This is a genomic window from Streptomyces sp. NBC_00237, assembly GCF_026342435.1.
Lineage (GTDB): Bacteria > Actinomycetota > Actinomycetes > Streptomycetales > Streptomycetaceae > Streptomyces.
Genome location: NZ_JAPEMT010000002.1, coordinates 2227947 through 2243531, shown reverse-complemented (window position 1 = coordinate 2243531; position 15585 = coordinate 2227947). Strand labels below are relative to the sequence as shown.

At 67.9% G+C, this 15585-nt stretch carries 11 protein-coding genes; 7 read left to right on the top strand and 4 right to left on the bottom strand.

Annotated elements, in window-relative coordinates; all coding sequences use genetic code 11:
* Positions 1 to 2: 2 nt before the first annotated feature.
* Together OG897_RS23695 and OG897_RS23690 are read right to left on the bottom strand one after the other, a co-directional pair.
* On the bottom strand, positions 3 to 827 hold the full coding sequence (locus tag OG897_RS23695) for a hypothetical protein (protein ID WP_266659206.1): 825 nt from the start codon (positions 825 to 827) through the stop codon (positions 3 to 5).
* A gap of 312 nt (positions 828 to 1139) precedes the next feature.
* The gene (locus OG897_RS23690; RefSeq protein WP_266659205.1) at positions 1140 to 1463 is read right to left on the bottom strand and encodes a hypothetical protein; all 324 of its coding nucleotides are present in this window, start codon (positions 1461 to 1463) and stop codon (positions 1140 to 1142) included.
* A 330-nt stretch (positions 1464 to 1793) separates the two neighbouring features.
* Here OG897_RS23690 and OG897_RS23685 point away from each other — a divergent pair, with 330 nt between their 5' ends.
* The 7 genes from OG897_RS23685 (at position 1794) to OG897_RS23655 (ending at position 12558) form a co-directional block, all read left to right on the top strand.
* Positions 1794 to 4079, top strand: coding sequence for an ABC transporter family substrate-binding protein (locus OG897_RS23685; RefSeq protein ID WP_266659204.1), 2286 nt, complete (start codon positions 1794 to 1796; stop codon positions 4077 to 4079).
* A gap of 336 nt (positions 4080 to 4415) precedes the next feature.
* Positions 4416 to 6320 (top strand): translational GTPase TypA, encoded by a 1905-nt coding sequence (typA, locus tag OG897_RS23680; RefSeq protein WP_266659203.1) that lies wholly within the window; start codon positions 4416 to 4418, stop codon positions 6318 to 6320.
* A gap of 431 nt (positions 6321 to 6751) precedes the next feature.
* Positions 6752 to 8389, top strand: a complete 1638-nt coding sequence (locus tag OG897_RS23675) for an ABC transporter substrate-binding protein (protein WP_266659202.1) — start codon at positions 6752 to 6754, stop codon at positions 8387 to 8389.
* Positions 8390 to 8471: 82 nt separating this feature from the next.
* Positions 8472 to 9401 carry an ABC transporter permease gene (locus OG897_RS23670; RefSeq protein ID WP_266659201.1) on the top strand — a complete coding sequence of 310 codons (930 nt, stop codon included), beginning with the start codon at positions 8472 to 8474 and terminating at the stop codon, positions 9399 to 9401.
* Positions 9394 to 10350 (top strand): ABC transporter permease, encoded by a 957-nt coding sequence (locus tag OG897_RS23665; RefSeq protein WP_266659200.1) that lies wholly within the window; start codon positions 9394 to 9396, stop codon positions 10348 to 10350. The genes OG897_RS23670 and OG897_RS23665 overlap by 8 nt, the downstream gene beginning before the upstream one ends.
* A gap of 20 nt (positions 10351 to 10370) precedes the next feature.
* Entirely contained in the window at positions 10371 to 11417 is a 1047-nt protein-coding gene (locus tag OG897_RS23660) for an ABC transporter ATP-binding protein (protein WP_266660437.1), read from the top strand.
* Positions 11410 to 12558 carry an ABC transporter ATP-binding protein gene (locus OG897_RS23655; protein WP_266659199.1) on the top strand — a complete coding sequence of 383 codons (1149 nt, stop codon included), beginning with the start codon at positions 11410 to 11412 and terminating at the stop codon, positions 12556 to 12558. The genes OG897_RS23660 and OG897_RS23655 overlap by 8 nt, the downstream gene beginning before the upstream one ends.
* Positions 12559 to 12661: 103 nt before the next feature.
* Here OG897_RS23655 and OG897_RS23650 read toward each other — a convergent pair whose 3' ends face one another.
* The gene (locus OG897_RS23650; RefSeq protein ID WP_266659198.1) at positions 12662 to 14128 is read right to left on the bottom strand and encodes a M28 family peptidase; all 1467 of its coding nucleotides are present in this window, start codon (positions 14126 to 14128) and stop codon (positions 12662 to 12664) included.
* Positions 14129 to 14174: 46 nt separating this feature from the next.
* Positions 14175 to 15260: a cytochrome P450 gene (locus OG897_RS23645; protein WP_266659197.1), complete on the bottom strand. Its 1086-nt coding sequence runs from the start codon at positions 15258 to 15260 to the stop codon at positions 14175 to 14177.
* Positions 15261 to 15585: the final 325 nt, after the last annotated feature.

Sequence of the window (15585 nt, the reverse complement as noted above, 5' to 3'; positions counted from 1 at the left end):
CTTTAGAAGAACCTCGGATCCTCGAAGGCGCCGGAAGCGACGAGATAGACGTAGAAGTCGGCGAGGGCGACGCTGATCAACGAGGCCCAGGCCAGCAGCATGTGACGGTCATTCAGCTTTCCGACCCACCCCCACAGCCGGTACCGCACCGGATGCTTGGAGAAGTGCTTCAGCCGGCCGCCGACGATGTGCCGACAGGAGTGGCAGGAGAAGGTGTACGCCCAGATGAGGACGATGTTGACGAGGAAGACCAGGGTCCCGAGACCCATGTGCCCCCACTCGTAGTGCGCGTCGCGGAAGGCGAGCACGGTGTCGTACGTCAGGATCCCGGCGACGGGGACGGCGGCGTAGAAGAAGTACCGGTGGATGTTCTGGAGGACCAGCGGGAAGCGGGTCTCCCCGGAGTACTTCTTGTGGGGCTCGGCGACGGCGCAGGCGGGGGGCGAGGCCCAGAAGCCGCGGTAGTACGCCTTCCGGTAGTAGTAGCAGGTCAGCCGGAAGCCGAGCGGGAAGATCAGGATCAGCAGCGCGGGGGAGAGGCCCCACCAGCTCCCGAAGATCTCCCAGTTGGGGCCGCCCTTCATGGGGATGCAGTTCTCGGCGAGGCAGGGGGAGTAGAAGGGGGAGACGTACGGGGCCGCGTAGTAGTCGCTGTTGGCGAAGGCGCGCCAGGTGGAGTAGACGACGAAGGCGAGGAGACCGGCGGCGGTGATCGCGGGGGCGAGCCACCAGGTGTCGGTGCGGAGGTGGCGGGCGGAGATCCTGGCCCGGGTCGGGCCGTGAACTCCGCTCTCCGTAGGGGTTCGAGGGTCGGTGCCTGTGGCCAACGGAGGCTCCAGGGGAGTCTGGACGGATGGTCGGGCCGAGCGGTAGCGGAGCGGCTGGGCGGTACCGGGGTGGGCCGGGGGAGGCTGCGAAGCAGTCCTCCAGGGGCGCGGGGCTGTGTCGATGTGCGGCTCCGCCGCGTGAGCGCGACCGGCCGCGACGCGCCCGCGGGGTTGCGGGACTGCCGCGCGGCGAGCGCTTGAGGTGAAGGGGCGGGACAGGGGCACACAGCCCGCCGGAGGCGGGCCCTGGGGTCCGGGGGCTGAGCCCCTGGACCCCAGGGCCCACCCGTCCGCACCCTGCCCCGCGCCCCCTCAGGGAGCCCGCCGATCCCTCGCCCCCAACCCCTCGTCATCCGAATCCGTCCACAACGCACTGTCGTACGGCGCATCCGGAATCGTGATCAGCTCAGGCCGGGGCGACGGCGACGGCGGCGACGACGAAGAGGAAGAGGCCCCCCTCCCCACCGCCGAAGCGCTCAGCATCGCCACGCTCTCCCTCAAATGCGCCGCATCCGTCCGCACCCGCCGCACATCCAGCGCATGGCTCTCCCCGAGCCGCCCCGTCATCCGCAGCACGGACCTCTCCAGACGGTCAAGACAGTCCTGAAGCTCCGTCAATTCCTCGTGCAGGGACATGAATTGCCCTCACTTCCGCCGAGCGGTCAGTAACGCGCTCACGCAACGCCCATGCGCCTGGAGTGTCGCGCGTCACATCCCCCCTTGTGAAGGGTGCGTGCGCCGGTGCGCGGAGCGCGCCCGCCCCGCGCGCCCCGTCCGCCCCCATCGGATTGGGCCGCACGGGTGCCCTTCCCCGAATGCCCGACGTGTCGTCACCACCCCCCGCGCGAGGTCCCTTTCAGTGACCCGGCAAGGACAACAAGTGTGATCACCTCAATAAGCCCCCAAATGTGAATCTAACGGCCCATTCCGGCAGGAATGGTCCGGGTCAGCCTGGAGGTACCAGCCATGTCCGACGTCGGCGTCCCCAACGGACACCCCCACGGGCTCCCCGGCCGGGAGCCAACTCGGCGGTCCCGGCGCGCCCTGCGCCCGGCGACCCTCCTGGTGTGCGGAGTGCTCGCACTGCCTTCGCTGACCGGCTGCGGCGGAGCCTCCGAGGAGGAGGCGGCGACGGGCGGAGCGGTCCCCGTCGCCGCCGACCTCAACGCCACCCACCGCGAGCAGGTGGCCGACGGCGGCACCCTCAACTGGGCCGTCGACTCCCTCCCCGCGACCTTCAACGCCTTCCAGGCGGACGCCGACACCACCACCGCACGCATCGCGGGCGCGGTGCTGCCCTCCCTCTTCGTACTGGACACGGCGGGCAAGCCGCAGCGCAACCCCGACTACCTGGAAGACGCCTCGATCGTCGAGCGCGAGCCCAAGCAAGTGGTCCTCTACAAGATCAACCAGCAGGCCGTCTGGGGCGACGGCCGCGAGATCGGGGCCGCCGACTTCGTCGCCCAGTGGCGGGCCCTGCGCGGCAGGGACTCCGCGTACTGGACCGCCCGCAACGCGGGCTACGAACGCATCGAGAAGATCGAACGCGGCGCCAACGACCTTGAGGTGAAGGTCACTTACGCCAAGCCGTACGCCGACTGGCGCTCCCTGTTCACGCCCCTGTACCCCAAGGAGGTCATGGGCACGCCCGACGCCTTCAACGAGGGCGCCCGTACGAAGCTGAAGTCGACGGCGGGCCCCTTCCGCCCGATGAAGCTGGACCGGGCGGAGGGATCGGTCCTCCTGGAGCGCAATCCGCGCTGGTGGGGCGAGGCCCCCAAGCTGGACAGGATGGTCCTGCGCGCCGTGCCGCGCGGTGAGCGCGCCGCCGCCCTCGCCTCGGGCCGGGTCGACATCGCCGAGATCGACCGGCAGGCCGCCGACCGCATCGCGCTGGCGGTCAAGGACGCGGGCAGGCCCCCCGTCGCGCACGGCCCCGGCTCCGCCACCTCCGCATCCGAGGCCCTCCGCTCCTGGGCGCGGGCGCACGGCGCGGTCGACGAGGAGACCGCCGAGGCCGAGACGCAGGCCCGCGAGAAGGTGCGGGCCGAGGTCCAGTCGTACGCCAAGGAGCAGCGCGCCCTCGGCGGTTTCACCGTACGGAAGTCACTGGAGCCCGCCTACACGCAGCTCGCGCTGAACGGGACCTCCGGGCCGCTCGCCGACGAGCGGGTGCGCCGCGCGGTGGCCCGTGCGCTGAACCGCCAGGAGCTCGCCGAGTCCGTGCTCGCCCCGCTCGGCCTGCCCGCGGCGCCGCTCGGCAGCCACCTGGCGCTCGCCGGGCAGGAGGCGTACACCGACGGCAGCGACGCGCTCGGCTCCCAGGACACCCAGGCCGCGCAGGCGCTGCTCGCCGACGCGGGCTTCACGCCGGGCGGCGCGGGCAGCCGCACGGCGGGCAGCAGCTCGCAGCGGAAGGCCAAGGACAGTGACAAGAAGAAGGACAAGGACGAGGCGTCCGACGACGGGATGTACATCGTCGGCGACGACAAGCCCGGCGACGGCCGGCCCGCCGCCGCGAAGCCCGGCGACGTCCGGCCCGCCGAGTACCGGGACCACAAGGACCGGGCCGACGGCAAGCGGAACGCCAAGACCGAGGCCCAGGAGAAGAAGAAGGGCGGCATGGCCGGGGCGTACGCCCCGCGCGGCACCGCCGCCCCCGTCGCCGCCGGGGCGGCCACCGCTCCCCGCCTGGTCGGCAAGAACGGCAAGCCGCTGACCCTGCGCTTCGTCCTGCCCTCCGACCCCGGCTCGGCGGCCCTGCGCACGGTGGGCGAGCGGATCTCGCGGATGCTGGAGTCCATCGGCGTACGCACCGAGATCACCAAGGTCGAGGACGAGAGCTACTTCAAGGACCACATCGCCTCCGGCGACTACGACCTGGCGCTCTACTCCTGGCCCGGCACCGCCTACCCCGCCACCGACGACCGGCCGATCTTCGCCAAGCCGGAACCCGCCGCCGACGGCTCCCTGTTCGTCGAGCAGAACTACACCCGGGTCGGCACCGACCACATCGACCAGCTCTTCGACCGGGCGGCGGCCGAGCTGGACGAGGAGGCGGCCCGCGAGCTGGTGAAGCAGGCCGACGAGCGGATCTGGGCGGCTGCCGGATCGATTCCGCTCTACCAGCGTCCCGAGCTGGTCGCGGTCAGGCCGGGGCTGGTGAACGCGGGCGCGTTCGGCTTCTCCGCACCCCGTTACCAGGACATCGGATTCAAGAAGCCCGATTCGGCCAAAGATGAGCGCAAGTAACGGGAAATAAGCGCTGCACCGCAGGTCAGAGGGCATCTCGCGATCTGAGAACCCAGCCCGATTCGGCCCCGATTCCTTGCCCGCCGAGCCCTCGGCGGGCAAGGTCGTTCCCGACTCCTTGACCCGGAATCAAGCGCTCCCACCACCCCGTTCCCCCGGTCCGCGCAGGTCGCCCCCCACCGTCGCGCGGGCCCGCTGAAGCGCACACACGATCGGCCCGGGAAGCCCGTCCCGGCTCCGCCCCGTACCATGGGGTAAGCCGTGGCGCGTCCGCCCGGTGGGCGTACGAGGAACGAGACGCCGCATCCCACGATCGAGAGAAGCGTTTAGCAACCCATGCCCACGCGCCACGACATCCGTAACGTAGCCATCGTCGCCCACGTCGACCACGGCAAGACGACCATCGTCGACGCCATGCTGAAGCAGGCCGGCTCCTTCGCCGCGCACGCCTCTGAGTCGCTCGACGACCGCATGATGGACTCGAATGACCTGGAGCGTGAGAAGGGCATCACGATCCTGGCCAAGAACACCGCGGTGAAGTACCACCCGAAGGATGGCGGCGACGTCATCACCATCAACATCATCGACACCCCGGGTCACGCCGACTTCGGCGGTGAGGTCGAGCGCGGCCTGTCGATGGTGGACGCGGTCGTCCTGCTCGTCGACGCCTCCGAGGGCCCGCTGCCGCAGACGCGCTTCGTGCTCCGCAAGGCCCTCCAGCAGCGCCTGCCCGTCATCCTGTGCATCAACAAGACGGACCGCCCCGACTCCCGGATCGACGAGGTCGTCAACGAGACGTACGACCTGTTCCTGGACCTGGACGCGGACGAGGACCAGATCGAGTTCCCGATCGTCTACGCCTGCGGCCGTGACGGCGTCGCCTCGCTGACCAAGCCCCAGGACGGCACCGTCCCCGCGGACAGCGACAGCCTGGAGCCGTTCTTCTCCGCCATCCTGGAGCACGTCCCGGCCCCCGAGTACGACGAGGCCGCCCCGCTCCAGGCGCACGTCACCAACCTGGACGCCGACAACTTCCTCGGCCGCATCGCGCTGCTCCGCGTCGAGCAGGGCGAGCTGCGCAAGGGCCAGACCGTCGCCTGGATCAAGCGTGACGGCACGGTCTCCAACGTCCGCATCTCCGAGCTGATGATGACCGAGGCGCTCACCCGCAAGCCCGCCGAGGTCGCGGGCCCCGGCGACATCTGCGCCGTGGCCGGTATCCCGGACATCACCATCGGTGAGACGCTGGCCGACCCGGAGAACCCGATCGCGCTGCCGCTGATCACGGTCGACGAGCCCGCGATCTCCATGACCATCGGCACCAACAACTCGCCGATGGTCGGCCGGGGCGGCACGGGCAAGGGCGCGGACGCCAAGTCCGCGGTCAAGGACCGCAAGGTCACCGCCCGCCAGGTCAAGGACCGCCTCGACCGCGAGCTGATCGGTAACGTCTCGCTGCGCGTCCTCGAGACCGAGCGCCCCGACGCCTGGGAGGTCCAGGGCCGAGGTGAGCTCGCGCTCGCCATCCTGGTCGAGCAGATGCGCCGCGAGGGCTTCGAGCTGACCATCGGCAAGCCGCAGGTCGTCACCCAGCTCGTCGACGGCAAGGTGCACGAGCCGGTCGAGCGCATGACGGTCGACGTCCCCGAGGAGCACATGGGCGCGGTCACGCAGCTCATGGGCGTCCGCAAGGGCCGGATGGACAACATGGCGAACCACGGCTCCGGCTGGGTCCGCATGGAGTTCGTCGTCCCGTCCCGCGGCCTCATCGGCTTCCGTACGGAGTTCCTGACGAACACCCGCGGCACCGGTATCGCCCACTCCATCCACGAGGGCCTGGAGCCGTGGTTCGGCCCGCTGGTGACCCGTAACAACGGTTCCCTGGTCGCCGACCGCGCCGGTACGGTCACGCCGTTCGCGATGATCAACCTCCAGGAGCGCGGTGTCCTGTTCACCGACCCCGGCACCGAGGTGTACGAGGGCATGATCGTCGGCGAGAACTCGCGCGCCGACGACATGGACGTGAACATCACCAAGGAGAAGAAGCTCACCAACATGCGTGCCGCTTCCGCCGACACCACGGAGAACGTGGTGCCGCCGCGCAAGCTGTCGCTGGAGCAGTCCCTGGAGTTCTGCCGCGACGACGAGTGCGTCGAGGTGACCCCGGAGGCCGTGCGCATCCGCAAGGTCGTCCTGGACGCCAAGGAGCGCGGTCGCACCGCTTCGCGCGCCAAGCGCTAAGCAGGCGAGCCCGGAGGCCCGACACTCGTCAGAGTGTCGGGCCTCCGGCATGTCCAGACAAGATCCAACTGCCGTGTACAGACCCGTCGGTCAAGTTGTTTTCATGGGCCATGTGTCCGGATATCGATCAACACTCTCCGGAAGTTGCGTTAACAGTCCGTTTCGGGCGTGTCTGTCTGGGCTCAGTTTGTCCGGATTTCGGTCAGTGGGTGGTAAGTGATGTTGTCAAAACGAGACCCTTTAAGTGTGGTTTACGGTCCGGACGTACTTAATAGTTGGCTCCATTGAGCTCGGGTCAATGGGTCATGCGCTGTGGGGAGCGCCGACTCACGAGCACACTGGGGCACCAGAACTTCTCGCCGTCAGGGGTGTCGGCGAGTGCACCTGTGCCCCCTCTTGCAGTTAACAAGTGGACTCATGAGGAGGAACCCATGCGCGGTGCCAAGAGCGCCAAGTGGGTCGCCATAGCAGGTGTCGTCGCTCTCACGGTGACGGCTTGTGGCGGCGGCAACAAGGATGGCGGAAGCGACAACGCGAACCGCACGGTCGACCCCAAGGGGATCGTCAGCTACGCCAATGGTGAGCCGCAGAACCCTCTGCAGCCGGCCAACACCATGGAGGCGTACGGCAGCGTCGTCATCAACTCCCTCTTCACGGGTCTCGTCAACTACGACAAGGCCGGCAACATCGTCAACGAGAACGCCGAGTCCGTCACGCCCGACGCGACGAACAAGGTGTGGACGGTCAAGCTGAAGGCGGGCTGGAAGTTCCACAACGGCGAGGCCGTCACGGCCAAGTCGTACGTCGACGCCTGGAACTGGGCCGCCAACCCGGCCAACGGCCAGCAGAACTCGGCCTGGTACCGCGACATCGTCGGCTACGACGCCGTGCACCCGGAGAAGGGCAAGGGCACCGGCACGACGATGTCCGGCCTGAAGGTCGTCGACGAGAACAGCTTCACCATCACGCTGAACAACGGCATCCCGTACTACGCCTACAAGCTGGTGTACTCGCCGTTCTTCCCGATGCCCTCCGAGGCGCTGAAGGACCCGAAGACGTACGGCGAGAAGCCGGTCGGCAACGGTCCCTACAAGTTCAAGTCCTGGGCGCACAAGAAGTCGATCCAGCTCGACGCCTGGGCGGACTACAAGGGCGAGGACAAGCCGAAGAACGGCGGCATCAACTTCAAGGCGTACACGACGCCGCAGTCGGCCTACAACGACCTGCGCTCGGACAACGTCGACACGATGCCGCTGGTCCCGGACAGCGAGCTGGCCAACTACAAGCAGGACTTCGGCAAGCGCGCCATCACGTCCGAGTTCTCGGCCATCAACACGATGAACCCGGCCTTCTACACCAAGCAGTGGAAGGACATCGACGTCCGGGTCCTCCAGGGCCTGTCGATGGCGATCGACCGCCCGACCATCGCCAAGACCACCTTCTACGGCAACCGCAAGCCGGCCACCGGCTGGGTCGCCAAGGGTGTGAAGGGCTACCAGGAGAACGCCTGCGGCGAGGTCTGCACGTTCAACCCGACCAAGGCCAAGGAGCTCATCACGGCCGGCGGCGGTGTCCCCGGTGGCGCGATGACCATCCAGTACAACGCCGACCAGCCTCACAAGGGCTGGGTCACGGCGGTCTGCAACGACATCACCAAGAACACCGGTGTCAAGTGCACCGGTGACCCGGTGACCGACTTCCAGGCCGACACCGAGATCCGGAACCAGAAGAAGGTCAAGTCCTTCTACCGCTCCGGCTGGACCCTGGACTACCCGTTCAACGGCAACTTCCTCGCCGACCTGTACGCCACGGGCGTCGACGGCAACAAGGGCGACTTCTCGGACAAGAAGTTCGACGAGCTCGCCAAGAAGGCCGACCAGGCCAAGACGATCGACGAGTCGGCGAAGCTGTACCAGGAAGCTGAGAAGCAGCTGGTCAACACGATGCCCGGCATCCCGCTCTTCTACAACCAGATCAACTCCGCGCACTCGAACAACGTGAAGGCAGTGGAGTTCGACCAGGCTGGTGACCCGATCCTGACGGACGTCGAGGTCTTCAAGAAGAAGTAGTCGTCGGAGAACCGTTCCCGAAGTGACGCCCGGCGATCCCGGGCGTCACTTCGGGCGGCTCCGAACACGGACGGAGGCACCAATGGGGCGCTACGTCGCTAGGCGACTGCTCCAGATGATCCCGGTTTTCATCGGGACAACCCTGCTCATCTTCCTCATGGTCAACGTGCTCCCGGGTGACCCGGTAGCGGCCCTCTGGGGAGACAAGCCGCCGGACCCGGCGCAGGTCGCGCAGATCAAGCACGACCGTGGCCTGGACCTCCCGCTGTGGCAGCAGTACCTGCACTACATGGGCGGGCTGTTCCAGGGGGACTTCGGCAAGACCATCTCGGGTGGCAGGCCCGTACTCGACGAGATCACGATGGCCTTCCCGACCTCGTTGCGTCTCGCCGCCATGGCGTGGAGCTTCGAGCTCGTCGTCGGCATCACCCTCGGCGTGATCGCGGGCATCCGCCGCGGCAAGATCATCGACACCGGCGTGACGCTGTTCACGCTGCTGGTGATCTCCGTCCCGATCTTCGTCGTCGGTCTCGGCATCCAGCTCTTCTTCGGCAACGAGCTCGGCTGGATCACTCCGTCCGTGCAGGACTCCGAGGACTGGGCACAGCTCGCGGTCCCGGCGCTGGTGCTCGGTCTGGTCGGTCTGGCGTACGTGGCGCGGCTCACCCGCACCTCGATCGCCGAGAACAAGTCGGCCGACTACATGCGTACGGCGGTTGCCAAGGGTCTGCCCAAGCAGCGGATCATCACCCGGCACCTGCTGCGCAACTCGCTGATTCCGGTGGTCACTTACCTGGGCACCGACATCGGCTCCCTGATGGGCGGCGCGGTCGTCACCGAGGGCATCTTCAACGTCACGGGCGTCGGCAACCTCATCTTCGAGGGCATCGCCCGCCGCGAGGGCCCGATCCTCGTCGGCGTCGTCACCGTGCTGGTGCTCGTGTACCTCCTCGCCAGCCTGCTCGTCGACCTGCTGTACGCGGTCCTGGACCCGAGGATTCGTTATGCCTGACCTCACCAAGACCGCTCATGAGGACGCGGCGAACGTCGTCAGCGGCACCCCCGTCTCCGTGGACCCGGCGGCGCCCAAGGGCGAGAAGCCGCGCAGTCTCGGCGCCGACGCCTGGCGCGACCTGCGGCGCAACCCGCTGTTCGTGGTCTCGGCGCTGCTGATCCTGCTGATGATCGTGATCTCGGCGTTCCCGAGCCTGTTCACCAACGCCAGCCCGACCATCGGCGACCAGGCGAACCACTTCCTGGGCAAGCCGGAGCTCGGCAGCCTCTTCCAGGCCGACTGGTGGGGCTACGACCGCACGGGCCGCAGCATCTACGCCCGTTCGATCTACGGCGCCCGCAACTCGATCATGGTCGGTGTCGGCGTCACGGTGCTCGTCACCGTCTTCGGCGGGCTGGCGGGCATGCTGGCCGGTTACTTCGGCGGGTTCTGGGACACCCTGATCTCGCGTCTCACCGACGTGTTCTTCGGCATCCCGTTCCTGCTCGGCGCGATGGTCGTCCTGAACGCCTTCACCGACCGCACCGTCTGGGTCGTCATGGGCGCACTGGCCTTCCTCGGCTGGACGTCGATCGCCCGCGTCATGCGCGGCGCGGTCATCACGACCAAGCACGCGGACTACGTGATGGCGGCCAAGGCGCTCGGCGCGGACACCAAGCGCATCCTGTTCAAGCACATCCTGCCGAACGCGATCGCACCGGTGATCGTCGTCGCGACCATCGCCCTCGGTACGTACATCGTCGCCGAGTCGACGCTGTCGTTCCTGGGCCTGGGTCTGGGCGGCGACTCCATCTCGTGGGGCGGCGACATCTCCGACGCCCTCTCGGACATCCGCAACAACCCGCACACCCTGATCTTCCCGGCCGGTCTGCTCAGCATCACCGTCCTGGCGTTCATCATGATGGGTGACGCCGTGCGCGAAGCCCTCGACCCGAAGCTGCGCTGAGGGAGGCGTACGTGACCATCATGGACAAACCAGCGAACGTGCCCGTCCTCTCCGGCGACGGTGAGAACGGCCCCCTGCTCGACGTGCGCGACCTGCACGTGGAGTTCCACACCCGCGACGGCGTGGCCAAGGCCGTCAACGGCGTCAACTACAGCGTCAACGCGGGCGAGACCCTCGCGGTGCTCGGCGAGTCGGGGTCCGGCAAGTCGGTGACCGCGCAGGCGATCATGGGCATCCTCGACATGCCGCCCGGCAAGATCCCCAAGGGAGAGATCCTCTTCCAGGGGCAGGACATGCTCAAGATGTCCAACGAGGAGCGGCGGAAGATCCGCGGCCGGAAGATCGCGATGATCTTCCAGGACGCGCTGTCCTCCCTCAACCCCGTGCTCTCGGTGGGCTACCAGCTCGGCGAGATGTACCGGGTGCACGAGGGCCTCAGCCGCAAGGACGCCAAGGCCAAGGCCATCGAGCTGATGGACAAGGTCAAGATCCCGGCGGCCAAGGAGCGGGTCAACGACTACCCGCACCAGTTCTCCGGCGGCATGCGCCAGCGCATCATGATCGCGATGGCGCTCGCCCTGGAGCCCGACCTGATCATCGCGGACGAGCCGACCACGGCTCTCGACGTGACCGTTCAGGCGCAGGTCATGGACCTGCTCGCGGAGCTCCAGCGCGAGTACAACATGGGGCTGATCCTGATCACCCACGACCTCGGCGTCGTCGCCGACGTCGCGGACAAGATCGCGGTCATGTACGCGGGCCGGATCGTCGAGACCGCTCCGGTCCACGAGATCTACAAGCGCCCCGCGCACCCGTACACCAAGGGCCTCCTCGAATCGATTCCGCGCCTGGACCAGAAGGGCCAGGAGCTGTACGCGATCAAGGGCCTGCCGCCGAACCTGCTGAAGATCCCGGCGGGTTGCGCGTTCAACCCGCGCTGCCCGCAGGCGCAGGACATCTGCCGCACCGACGTCCCCGCCCTGGTCCAGGTGACCGAGCGGGACGGCGCGGATCTGACCGGTCGCGGCAGCGCGTGCCACTTCTGGAAGGAGACGATCCATGGCTGAGCCGACCAAGAGCAGCAAGCCGGTGGACGCCACCCCGAACGTCTCCGAGGTCGAGGTCGTCGAGACGTCGTCCGAGACGCAGGCCGTCGCGGCACTCGACAAGACCGTCGAACGCGGCGAGCCGATCCTCCAGGTCCGCAACCTGGTGAAGCACTTCCCGCTCACCCAGGGCATCCTGATCAAGAAGCAGGTCGGCGCGGTCAAGGCCGTCGACGGCATCTCCTTCGACCTGTACCAGGGCGAGACGCTGGGCATCGTCGGCGAGTCCGGCTGTGGCAAGTCCACGGTCGCCAAGCTGCTGATGACGCTGGAGAAGGCGACCGCGGGCGAGGTCTTCTACAAGGGCCAGGACATCACCAAGCTGTCCGGGCGCGCGCTGAAGGCGGTCCGGCGCAACATCCAGATGGTCTTCCAGGACCCGTACACGTCGCTGAACCCGCGCATGACGGTCGGCGACATCATCGGGGAGCCGTACGAGATCCACCCCGAGGTGGCTCCCAAGGGCGACCGGCGTCGCAAGGTCCAGGAGCTCCTGGACGTCGTGGGCCTGAACCCGGAGTACATCAACCGCTACCCGCACCAGTTCTCCGGCGGTCAGCGCCAGCGCATCGGCATCGCCCGCGGCCTCGCGCTCAACCCGGAGATCATCATCTGCGACGAGCCGGTGTCGGCCCTGGACGTGTCCGTCCAGGCGCAGGTCATCAACCTGATGGAGAAGCTCCAGGACGAGTTCAACCTCTCCTACCTCTTCATCGCGCACGACCTGTCCATCGTCCGGCACATCTCCGACCGGGTCGGCGTGATGTACCTGGGCAAGATGGCCGAGATCGGTTCCGACGCGGCGATCTACGAGCACCCGACGCACCCGTACACGCAGGCACTGCTCTCCGCGGTGCCGGTGCCGGACCCGACCGCCCGCGACCACCGCGAGCGGATCATCCTCACCGGTGACGTCCCGTCGCCCGCCAACCCGCCGTCGGGCTGCCGCTTCCGCACCCGCTGCTGGAAGGCCGAGGACAAGTGCGCGACGGAGGAGCCGCTGCTGGCGATCCCGACGCGCTTCACCGGCCAGGACACTCCGGCCGCCCATGAATCGGCGTGCCACTTCGCCGAGGAGAAGGACGTGGTGGGCGCGGCCTGACCCTCCGCACCCTCGTTGCCACGTTCTTCGGCCCCGCCCCCGTCCCGAGACTCTCGGGACGGGGGCGGGGCCTTTTCACGTATGTGTTCCGTACGTACGGAGCCTAGGAGGTGCTCTTCGCGGCGGTGACGTCTCCGTCGTAGGTGGCCAGGCGGCCCAGCACCCAGGCGAGGGCGGTGGAATTGGCCTCCTGCACGGGCCTGTTGATGCTCGTGAGCACATCGCAGGTCTGGTGGTAGCAGGAGTCGAACATCTCCCCGGCCTGGCCGCCGTAACGAGCCTGCTGCTCCGGGGTCTTGATGTCGAGGTTCCCCCCGTCGACGCCCCCGACGGGTATGCCGATCGCCTGGAAGGCGAGGTGGTCGGAGCCGATCGTGTTGGGGTTCACCCGCTCGTACGGCAGGCCGCGGGAGTCGAAGTACCCGCCGAAGACGTCGGCGATGACGTGGCTGCCGCCGGTCTCCGGGTCCCAGACGAAGCGGGCGTAGTTGGAGGAGCCCAGCAGTTCGCCGTTGAGCACCGCTTTGACGCGCCCCCGCTCCGCTTCGCTCAGGCTGTCCACGTAGTACTGCGAGCCGACGTTGATCAGCTCTTCGGCGCCCCACCACACGAAGCGCACCTTGTTCTTCACCGCACGCTGATGGGGAGCGAGGCTGATCGCCGTTTCCAGCACCGCCGACGCCGAGGAGGCGTTGTCGTTGATCCCGGCCGACTCCGGCACGCTGTCGAGGTGGGCTCCCATGAGGACCACGTTGTCCGGGTCGCCGCCCCGCGTCTCCGCCACGAGGTTGACGGTCGTCCGCCGGATCTCGCGTCCGCGCAGCGTGAGGTCGACCTCGACCCCGCCCTTCCGGGCGGCGCGTTCGATGCGCTCTCCGACGCGCTGCGACACGACGGCATGGGAAATCGTGTACGCGGGCGGCGTGAAGCCGTAGAGGCGGGAGATGTTGTCCGGCTTGGGGCTGCGTTCGTAGAGGAGGACGGCGCGCGCACCGGCTTCGGCGGCGACCTGCTGTTGCAGCGCGTACTTGCAGGTGGAGCGGGCCAGGACCACGACCGCTCCCGCCACGTCGACGCCCGCGTAGTCGGCGGCCTTACAGCCGTCCCCGTTCGGCGTGACCAGGCGGGCCCGGGTGCCGTCGGGCCCGGTGGAGGGCGTGAAGCGGGTCATGAAGACCGGCACGTCGTGCAGGCCCTCTCCCGCTCCCTTCACGGACAGGGTCTCCGTATCGATGTCGAAGTCCGTGTAGGGGACTTTCTGCTCGAAGGCCCGATAGCCCGCCTTTTCCAGTTCGCCCTTCACATAGGAGACGGAACGATCAAATCCGATACGGTTGTAACCTCGGTTTCCGCCGCTGCTGTCGGCGATGCGCTGGAATTCGCGCAAGTGACGGAACGTGCCCCGCTTTTCCACTCCGGCGGCCAGCCGGTCGGCGAGCGGATAGCTCTGGGGCTTCGCCTTTTCGGTACCGGTGTTCTTGGATTCCGCAGCGCCGACCGTTTGCACGGACAGACATGCCAGCAAAGCGGCCCCGACTATTCCGGCCTTGCCCATGGTGACGGCTCGCACGTTACCTGTACTCCTTCTGCTTGCTCGGCCGGTGGTCCTGGTGGGTTCAGGAAACCGAAACAGTCAAATGCTGCAGACCTCTGAGTGTGGCTGTCTGCTCGTACACGGGGCTTTCCGCCAGGGAGAAGCGGAGCGCCGACTCGTTCAGAGCGGTCAGGACCGCTTTCAGCTGGAGAAGGGCGAATTGGGCACCCAGGCAGGCGTGCGCTCCTCTGCCGAATCCGAGGTGCGTTCCCCGCCGTCGGCCGAGGTCGATGTCGTCGGGCCGGGGGAACACCGCCGGGTCGCGGTTCGCGGCTCCGAGGAACAGCACGGCGATCTGGCCGCGCCGGATCTCCTGCCCGCCGACCAGTGTGTCCTGCACGCAGACCCTGGCGTCGGCCTGGACGGGTCCGTCGAGGCGGATCAGCTCGTCCGCCAGGCCGTCCGGATCCGCCGCGCAGTGCTGACGGAAGAGTTCCTGATCGGCGACGTAACGGGCTATGGCGTTTCCGAGCAGTCGGCTCACCGACTCGTATCCGGCGTGCAGAACGGCGCGCAGCGAGTTCTCCAGCACGCTCGACGAAACCGTCGGCTCGCGCAGGTTCGCCCTGCGCGCGGCCCCGATGAACCCCGATGCGTCGCCTTCCGCAAGCCACTGCGCGACCAGGCTGCTCAACTGCTGCCGTGCGACGATGCCCGGCTCCACGCGCTGCGGGTCGAGCCCGCCGTCCATGCTCCGCACGATGGCGTTCGACATCTCTTCGAACTTCTCGCCCTCCGGCGGCTCGACCCCGAGGAACGCGCACATGGTCTCCAGCGCGACGGGCCGGGCGAAGTCGGCGACGAGGTCGACGCGCCCCGGCCGGGGGAGACGTGACACGTGGGAGGAGCCGATGCGCGCCACCCGGTCCGCCATCGCGGCGGGGGGCTCGTCGTGCAGCGCCGCCACCAGGAGGTGCCGTACCGGTCCGTGCTCGGGCGGGTCCAGGGCCTGGATGTTCAGCGAGGAGTCGGGGACCTCTTCGCCGACCCGGCGGAAGTCGGACCCGAAGGCGGTGGTGTCGCCCAGCACCTGACGGCACTCGGCGTGCCCGGTGACCGCCCAGGCGTCCAGCGACGAGTGCCAGTGGACGTTCTGGTGCTCCCGCATTTTCCGGTAATGGGGATATGGATTGGCAATTGTCTCGGGAGCCAGTGGTTCGTAAAGAGGGTGCGGCACGCGGTTCACCCTTCCTGTGTGCGATTACCCGGTTCGACGCAGTATTCCCGGCCATGGGCATGCAGATGTGGCTGCGGGCACGAAGGCACCCGCAGCCACAATGTCTGTAAATCAGTGACGGTAGCTCATGGTATGTCTCCTTTCGATGAGGAAACCCTCATTCGTCAGGCGGGGAATACCGCCGTCGAATTCATACTCCCCGGCCGACTGCTCGCCGGGAATGCAGTAACCATCTGACGCCGACGGGCGGGGCGCA

Bases quoted from the DNA above. Each gene is read 5' to 3' on its own strand.
- OG897_RS23690 (WP_266659205.1), bottom strand. From the start codon at position 1,463: ATGTCCCTGCACGAGGAATTGACGGAGCTTCAGGACTGTCTTGACCGT.
- OG897_RS23685 (WP_266659204.1), top strand. From the start codon at position 1,794: ATGTCCGACGTCGGCGTCCCCAACGGACACCCCCACGGGCTCCCCGGC.
- typA (WP_266659203.1), top strand. From the start codon at position 4,416: ATGCCCACGCGCCACGACATCCGTAACGTAGCCATCGTCGCCCACGTC.
- OG897_RS23675 (WP_266659202.1), top strand. From the start codon at position 6,752: ATGCGCGGTGCCAAGAGCGCCAAGTGGGTCGCCATAGCAGGTGTCGTC.
- OG897_RS23670 (WP_266659201.1), top strand. From the start codon at position 8,472: ATGGGGCGCTACGTCGCTAGGCGACTGCTCCAGATGATCCCGGTTTTC.
- OG897_RS23665 (WP_266659200.1), top strand. From the start codon at position 9,394: ATGCCTGACCTCACCAAGACCGCTCATGAGGACGCGGCGAACGTCGTC.
- OG897_RS23660 (WP_266660437.1), top strand. From the start codon at position 10,371: ATGGACAAACCAGCGAACGTGCCCGTCCTCTCCGGCGACGGTGAGAAC.
- OG897_RS23655 (WP_266659199.1), top strand. From the start codon at position 11,410: ATGGCTGAGCCGACCAAGAGCAGCAAGCCGGTGGACGCCACCCCGAAC.
- OG897_RS23645 (WP_266659197.1), bottom strand. From the start codon at position 15,260: ATGCGGGAGCACCAGAACGTCCACTGGCACTCGTCGCTGGACGCCTGG.